General features: G+C 34.3%; 3 protein-coding genes. 1 reads left to right on the top strand and 2 read right to left on the bottom strand.

The window, feature by feature from the left end:
- Both F6K22_RS27830 and purM read right to left on the bottom strand, forming a co-directional pair.
- Nucleotides 1-950, bottom strand: a 950-nt coding sequence (locus tag F6K22_RS27830; protein WP_293105570.1) for an ABC1 kinase family protein, incomplete at its 3' end; no start/stop codon positions are given.
- An 883-nt stretch (nucleotides 951-1,833) separates the two neighbouring features.
- Nucleotides 1,834-2,829 carry a phosphoribosylformylglycinamidine cyclo-ligase gene (gene purM / locus F6K22_RS27825; RefSeq protein WP_293105572.1) on the bottom strand — a complete coding sequence of 332 codons (996 nt, stop codon included), beginning with the start codon at nucleotides 2,827-2,829 and terminating at the stop codon, nucleotides 1,834-1,836.
- A 541-nt stretch (nucleotides 2,830-3,370) separates the two neighbouring features.
- On the opposite strand from purM, the gene F6K22_RS27820 reads away from it, so the two are divergent.
- Complete coding sequence (locus tag F6K22_RS27820; protein ID WP_293105567.1) at nucleotides 3,371-4,399, top strand: septal ring lytic transglycosylase RlpA family protein; 1,029 nt, start codon at nucleotides 3,371-3,373, stop codon at nucleotides 4,397-4,399.
- The last annotated feature ends 1,822 nt before the right edge of the window (nucleotides 4,400-6,221 follow it).

Here is a 6,221-nt window from a genome sequence, read left to right as displayed (position 1 = left end):
TTATTACGCAACAATATTATATTACCTGGATGTAAGTCAGCATGAAATAGATTGTCTTCAAATAGTTGTCGGAACAAGGACAAGTATATTCTTTCCCCAAGTTTTACTGGATCGATATTATTTTCTGCCTCCCATTTGAGAGCTAGAGAACGTTTATTCGCTATGGCACTAATATAATCTGACATCATTACACCATTGATAAATTCCATTACCAAAATCCGACGTTTAGAATATTTTTCGTATATCTTCGGCACAAAAACTTTATGTTCTTTCAGAGACTTTCTCATCCTCATAGTGCTGCTTGCTTCATATCTGAAATCTAGTTCTTCTTGAAAGGTTTTTTCCAACTCTGTGATAAATTCACCCCAACCTAAATAAGTAGCAATATTCAATAAAATTAGTAGATTAACCAGACCCTTAATCACCTCTAAATCTCGCTTAAAAGCATCTTCTAAACCAGGACGCTGAACCTTAACAACCACAGGAATTTGTTTTTTACGCAAAACTGCAGTATGAACTTGAGCAATAGAAGCTGCTGCTAGAGGTTCCTCATCAAAAACTGCAAAAACTTTCTTTAAAGGAACACCCAATTCTGACTCAATAGTTGAGCGTACGACATCAAAAGGAAAACCAAGTGCTTCAGACTGTAAACTTCGTAAGGCATCGCATATAGGTTCTGGCAAAATATCTGTTCGTAGCGCTAAAACTTGACCTGCTTTTACCCAAAAACCACCAAAATCTTCAAATATTTCTCGCAATTGATTTGCTGTTTTTTCTATATCTGGTTTGCGAGTAAACCTGCGCCACTGTACTTTTAAAAAATAAATAATGAATCGGCGAATAACATAAGGAGTGGTGACTCGTCGCTTCTCTATTTTTTCTACGATCTTTACTTTTTTTCTTTTCTTTTTTTCAATCAGTGGTGTTGGAATATATTTTTTGTTTAGCATTCTATCGTACTCTTAGAAAAGACGTAGCTTTATGTTTGTAATTTTGATTTACCGAGCTAAATATAGTTGACATTCAGCATATTTAGGGTTTGCTGAAGAAGTATGAGTGGTAAGGACAGGAGCTAGAATTCAGAATCCAGAACTCAGGAGGAATGGGAGTTATAGAAGAGGTAGTCAGAAGAATCGTCAAAGTGATTTTCTGCCATACTCTGGCCTAAAATGCGCTCCTTTTTGAACCTTTTCGACCTGAAAGCTTCCACCCCCTCAAGACCTAAAAAGCCTAAAATCTTTACCTGTGAATGCTTCTAGATTTAATCAGCCAGCCATATTTATGGATAAATTTAATTGCAATAGTTGAAGTAATGAAAATACTAAATATTAAGTATAATATCAAGTTTTTCAAGAAAAATTAGTGAGTTTATTTATAGGAAATACCTCTCAGAGCTGATTCATAAATTTAGCTGTTGGCACAGCATTCCGCAGGAAAACTCTTATTTCCACCTAGTGCTAAATCATTTAAATTCTAGTGAAACATAACTTCAAAGCTCAAGACTAGAAAGGAATTCAGCTTATTAATATTTACTTGAAAAATCAGCTCTCATATTCTGAGATAAGGAATAGCTGAAAAATTATAACTATCAAAAATAAATAAGGAAACTAACCCCCTATTTTTCCCTAAAATAAAAAAAATAGTTTATTGCTGAATTATATTTAGTATCATACTAATGATTGACACAAAAAAAAATAAATAATTAATTAATTAATTAATTAATGTATACATTTATTTATAGATAGTGATTACCGTAATTGTTTTTTCCCAGGGAAAATGCTATTATCTCAATTTACCCAAATAAATTGCTCTGAATAAATATTTTATCAAAAACTAATTAACCTCACCCAGACTATAAGCTCTTATTCCCTGAGAAGCAAACCAATTAATTGCCATTTCTGCCTGAGTTGGTGATACCAAAACTACAAAACCAATCCCCATATTAAAAGTATTAAACATCGCCTCATCATTCACATTACCAATTTCAGAAATCCATCTAAAAATAGGGAGAATTTCCCAGCTATTTCTATCAACATCAATAGACATTCCTTCTGGTAAACAACGAGGTAAATTTTCTGGTAAACCACCCCCAGTAATATGAGCCATACCATGAATATCTAAGCCAGATTTTTGTGCTGCTAAAATTGGTTTGACATAAATTTTTGTTGGAGTTAATAACGCCTCTCCCAAACTTTTTTGCTCCAAAAAATCTGGGCTATCTTGTAGAGAAATATTGAATTCATCAATAATCTTTCTCACCAAACTAAAACCATTACTATGAATTCCACTACTTTCTAATCCAATTGCCACATCACCTACTTTTACCTGAGACCCATCCAAAATCAAACTTTTTTCCACAATTCCCACAGAAAAACCTGCCAGATCGTACTCACCAGGGGAATAAAAACCAGGCATTTCTGCAGTTTCTCCCCCAATTAAAGCACACCCCGCTAAACGACATCCTTCTGCAATACCAGAAACCACTTCAGTTAACTGTTGTTGATTTAATTTTCCTGTTGCCAAATAATCCAAAAAAAATAAAGGTTCTGCCCCCGATGTCAACACATCATTGACACACATAGCAACCAAATCAATACCAACAGTATGATGACAATTCAGAGTATTTGCTAGTTTTAATTTTGTACCCACACCATCAGTACCAGAAACCAAAACAGGTTCTTTGTAACCAGTTGGTAAAGCAAATAATCCACTAAACCCACCTAACCCTCCTAAAACTTCTGGTCGGTGGGTACTAATCACCATATTGCGAATATTATTAACAAATTCACGACCAGCTTCAACATCAACACCAGCTTCTTTATAATCCATCATGTCTTAGACCAAAACTTTATTGTGTTCTAGAAAACAAAATACAGCAGTCACCAGAGTGGTTAGGACATTCTCAAACCCTCAAATTTAGTCACAGCAAGAATTTAAATTCTGAGTTGTGAGTTGTGAGTTGTGAGTTCTGCTATACAAAGAACTATTTCCTCGGCATTGCTGAATCAAGGGATGAATCTTTGCAGAAAAGGTAATCCTTCTTGTACTTCCTCTTTCTCCAAACCTACAATTCATCCCGTAAATATGCAACGCCATTTCCTGAAGATTATTTTCTGGCAAAAGCAATCTGCACATCCCCCCTTTTTTTTTACGATGTCTAGTTTCTATAAGTCTACCATCAGCCTTGTTTGTAGAAAATCAACCAAAAAACTTTTAAGATTTGGTTCCCAATTTTGAAAGTTTGTGATAACCTATTGCAGTTCCTTAATAATACTTAAACATCGAAGAGTCTGAGTTATCCGGAATAGTCATTGCTGGACTATATCTAAGGTAAATCCAACTCAACGAGTGCTACTAAAAAAATAAGTTTATGAAGCTCCAAATTTGGACTGGTCTTACTACTTTCCTGATATTTTCTAGTGTCGGTGTAGCCTATGGTTATGCCAATACTCTACAGGAAAGCAAAATTTATCAGGCGAACGAACCAATAGACAGAAGTTTAGAAACAAATGATAATTCAAATAAAGCCATTGCCAATAGGGAAACAGATGTTCTAAAAGTTGGGGAATACCAGTTAAACATACGAGAAGGGCAAAATACCTTTACTAAAATTCTAGCCCATGAACTAGTTGGTCGCCAAGCTGCAACTCTCTATGTTCGTAATATTCCAGTTCTTACTTTTCTTGACTATCAGAAAACTAACAAGAAGGCTGATAATCAAAGTTCAGACTCTTCGGTGAAAGTAGCGACTCAATCTTATAACTCACACCAACAAAAAGATTCAGTGTGGCGAGCATCAGTAGTTGCCTCCCGACTAAATCAACTTATTCAGGAAAGTCCCAATCTAGACATTACAGCAAAGTGGGATGCAAACAAAGAAGGTTACATGATTTTGGTCAATGAGCAAAAGTTAGTAGAAATAAATGAGCAAACTATTCTGCCAGATACTACCAACAACTTAGCAACAGATACTTTACAAGCAACTAACCGCCTACGGCGACAAGTTAATAATGCTCCTCCTTTAAAGGAAATAGCAGGTAAACCAAAACCTAAACCACAACCGGAACCACAAAAAGTTGCTGTTGGACCAATTACTTTCCAATTTCAAGGTTGGGCCTCTTGGTATGGCCCTGGATTTCATGGTCGCTTAAGTGCCAGTGGTGAGCGTTTTAATCAATATGCAATGACCGCTGCTCATAAAACTCTACCTTTTGGGACAAAAGTACGAGTGACTAATCTAAAGAATGGTAGTTCAGTCATTGTACGGATTAATGACCGTGGTCCATTTACTCCGGGTAGAGTTATTGATTTATCGTCTGCTGCAGCTCGTATTTTAGGTATGATTCAAAGTGGAGTTGCTCCTGTCAAAGTAGAGGTTATCGAATCTCGTGGATCGTAAATAAGGTTTGAGGTGACAGGCGATCGACTTTATGTTCAATTGATTAATCACATGTTCAATAATTAATAATTAACAATTAATAATTAATAATTACTTCTTCTTAAAACAGATAGGATTGGTTAAAAAGAATTTTTTTCTTTTCTTTGTCGATTGGATATGGCGTTTCATGTCGGCGACAGCCGAAAACGACCGCTTTTTCTCCTTGAAAGGAGAGGCTTTAAACCTTAATTTTTCGGTAATTACCAAAAATTGGAATGGGGAAAAGATAAACTTTTCCTCTATTTTTTTTAGATTTTAATATCAGGTCTGATAAATGTTTACTAGAAAAAATATTTAGGTATTAGGTAGCAAGTGAATCTTCATGTTACTAGAATTGGAAATTAAGTTTCTTACCATCTGAGCGCGTTATTTTTAACATTTTTTTTGGGGATGGATTGTATTATGAAACCTCCAAATAAAAAATCATCTCATTCTGATGAAAGTAAGGGAGTAGGGAGTAGAGAATAAATTGAAAAAGTAAGGGAGTAGGAAGTAGCTAGTAAGGATATAGTACAAAAGTTGGGACGATTTATTTTTTGCTATTCTCTATACTTGATTCAAAAAAATAGTTAATTCAAATATAGCAATCCGCCCATAGGTTGCGGGTAATCAAAAAGTAGATAAAAAACCTGAAACTCTTACCAGTTAAGTGTTCCCTTTTCCCTGTTCCCTTTTCCCTAAAAGCGTTAAGGTTTCTATACACAAATAAAATAGGACTGCTATAAGCGGAAAGGATGTAGTCAAATAATTAATAATTAATTATTACCTCTTTTTAAAAAGAATAGGATTTGCTAAAAGGAAAATTTTTTCTTTTTTTATACCTGAAAGTATAGGCTTTAAACCTTAGTTTTTCAGTAAAGATAAAAAGGCTTTTAACCTATCAGCTAATTTATAATTCCTAATCATAGTTGAAATATTGAACATCTTATATCTGTTCAACTTGGCCTCAGAGTAAATAATTGATAATATCGTATCCGGATCAATAGCGATTAAAAAAAAATTATATTCCCTACTATCCTTTACTTTCTTTTTTAGGACTGGTAATGTTCTTATGTTTCTGATCGCCATTAATTTATAACTATTTAATAGGACATCATACTATAGCATTTCTAAGGCTAATGAAGTACACTGATACTTATTTATATTCTATTTCCTATTCTCTAAAAAAAACTAATTTTGTACCTTACCAGTATGGGAATTCTTATAAATAAAATATTTCAATTAAAAAAAACGGGCGTTGCTGATGGGTGGGTATGATTTGTATTTGTTGGCAATCAATAAACTATTGAATGACAAATATTTGAAATTATTTAGTTTTTATTTTCATACCTTGATTCAGCAACGCCAAAAAACGCTGGTTTTATAGATGTAGTGATTTGTGGTAGAGGCAGGGAACACTTAACTGGGAATAGGAAACAGAAAGTACCTTAAATTATTAGTTTCAAAGAGATAATATTCCCTTGAATAGTTCAATTTTTTTAGGATATCACTACTTGTACACCACTACCAAAAAAAACATACATCGTTTTGATTGATCTGCTCCTTTGCAAAGCTAAGTAGTTGTGCAACATTAATTACACATACTCTAGGTACTGAACAGCTTATATTGTAAAAATTACAGGAGATGGAATTAGTTCATTAATTGATAATTGATAATGGCGAACTTGATAATTACAAGAAGGTTAAAACCTCTCGGGAATTGAAGATTGGGAAAAAAAGCGGTCGGAAAGTGGAGCATGACCTTGGGATGGGATGGCGAGATCTCCGTTCCCTCCGGGACGCT

Source organism: Okeania sp. SIO2F4 (assembly GCF_010672385.1).
Classification (GTDB): Bacteria; Cyanobacteriota; Cyanobacteriia; order Cyanobacteriales; family Microcoleaceae; genus Trichodesmium.
Note: the sequence above shows the minus strand (reverse complement) of the source record. Positions and strands in the feature narration are given on the sequence as shown.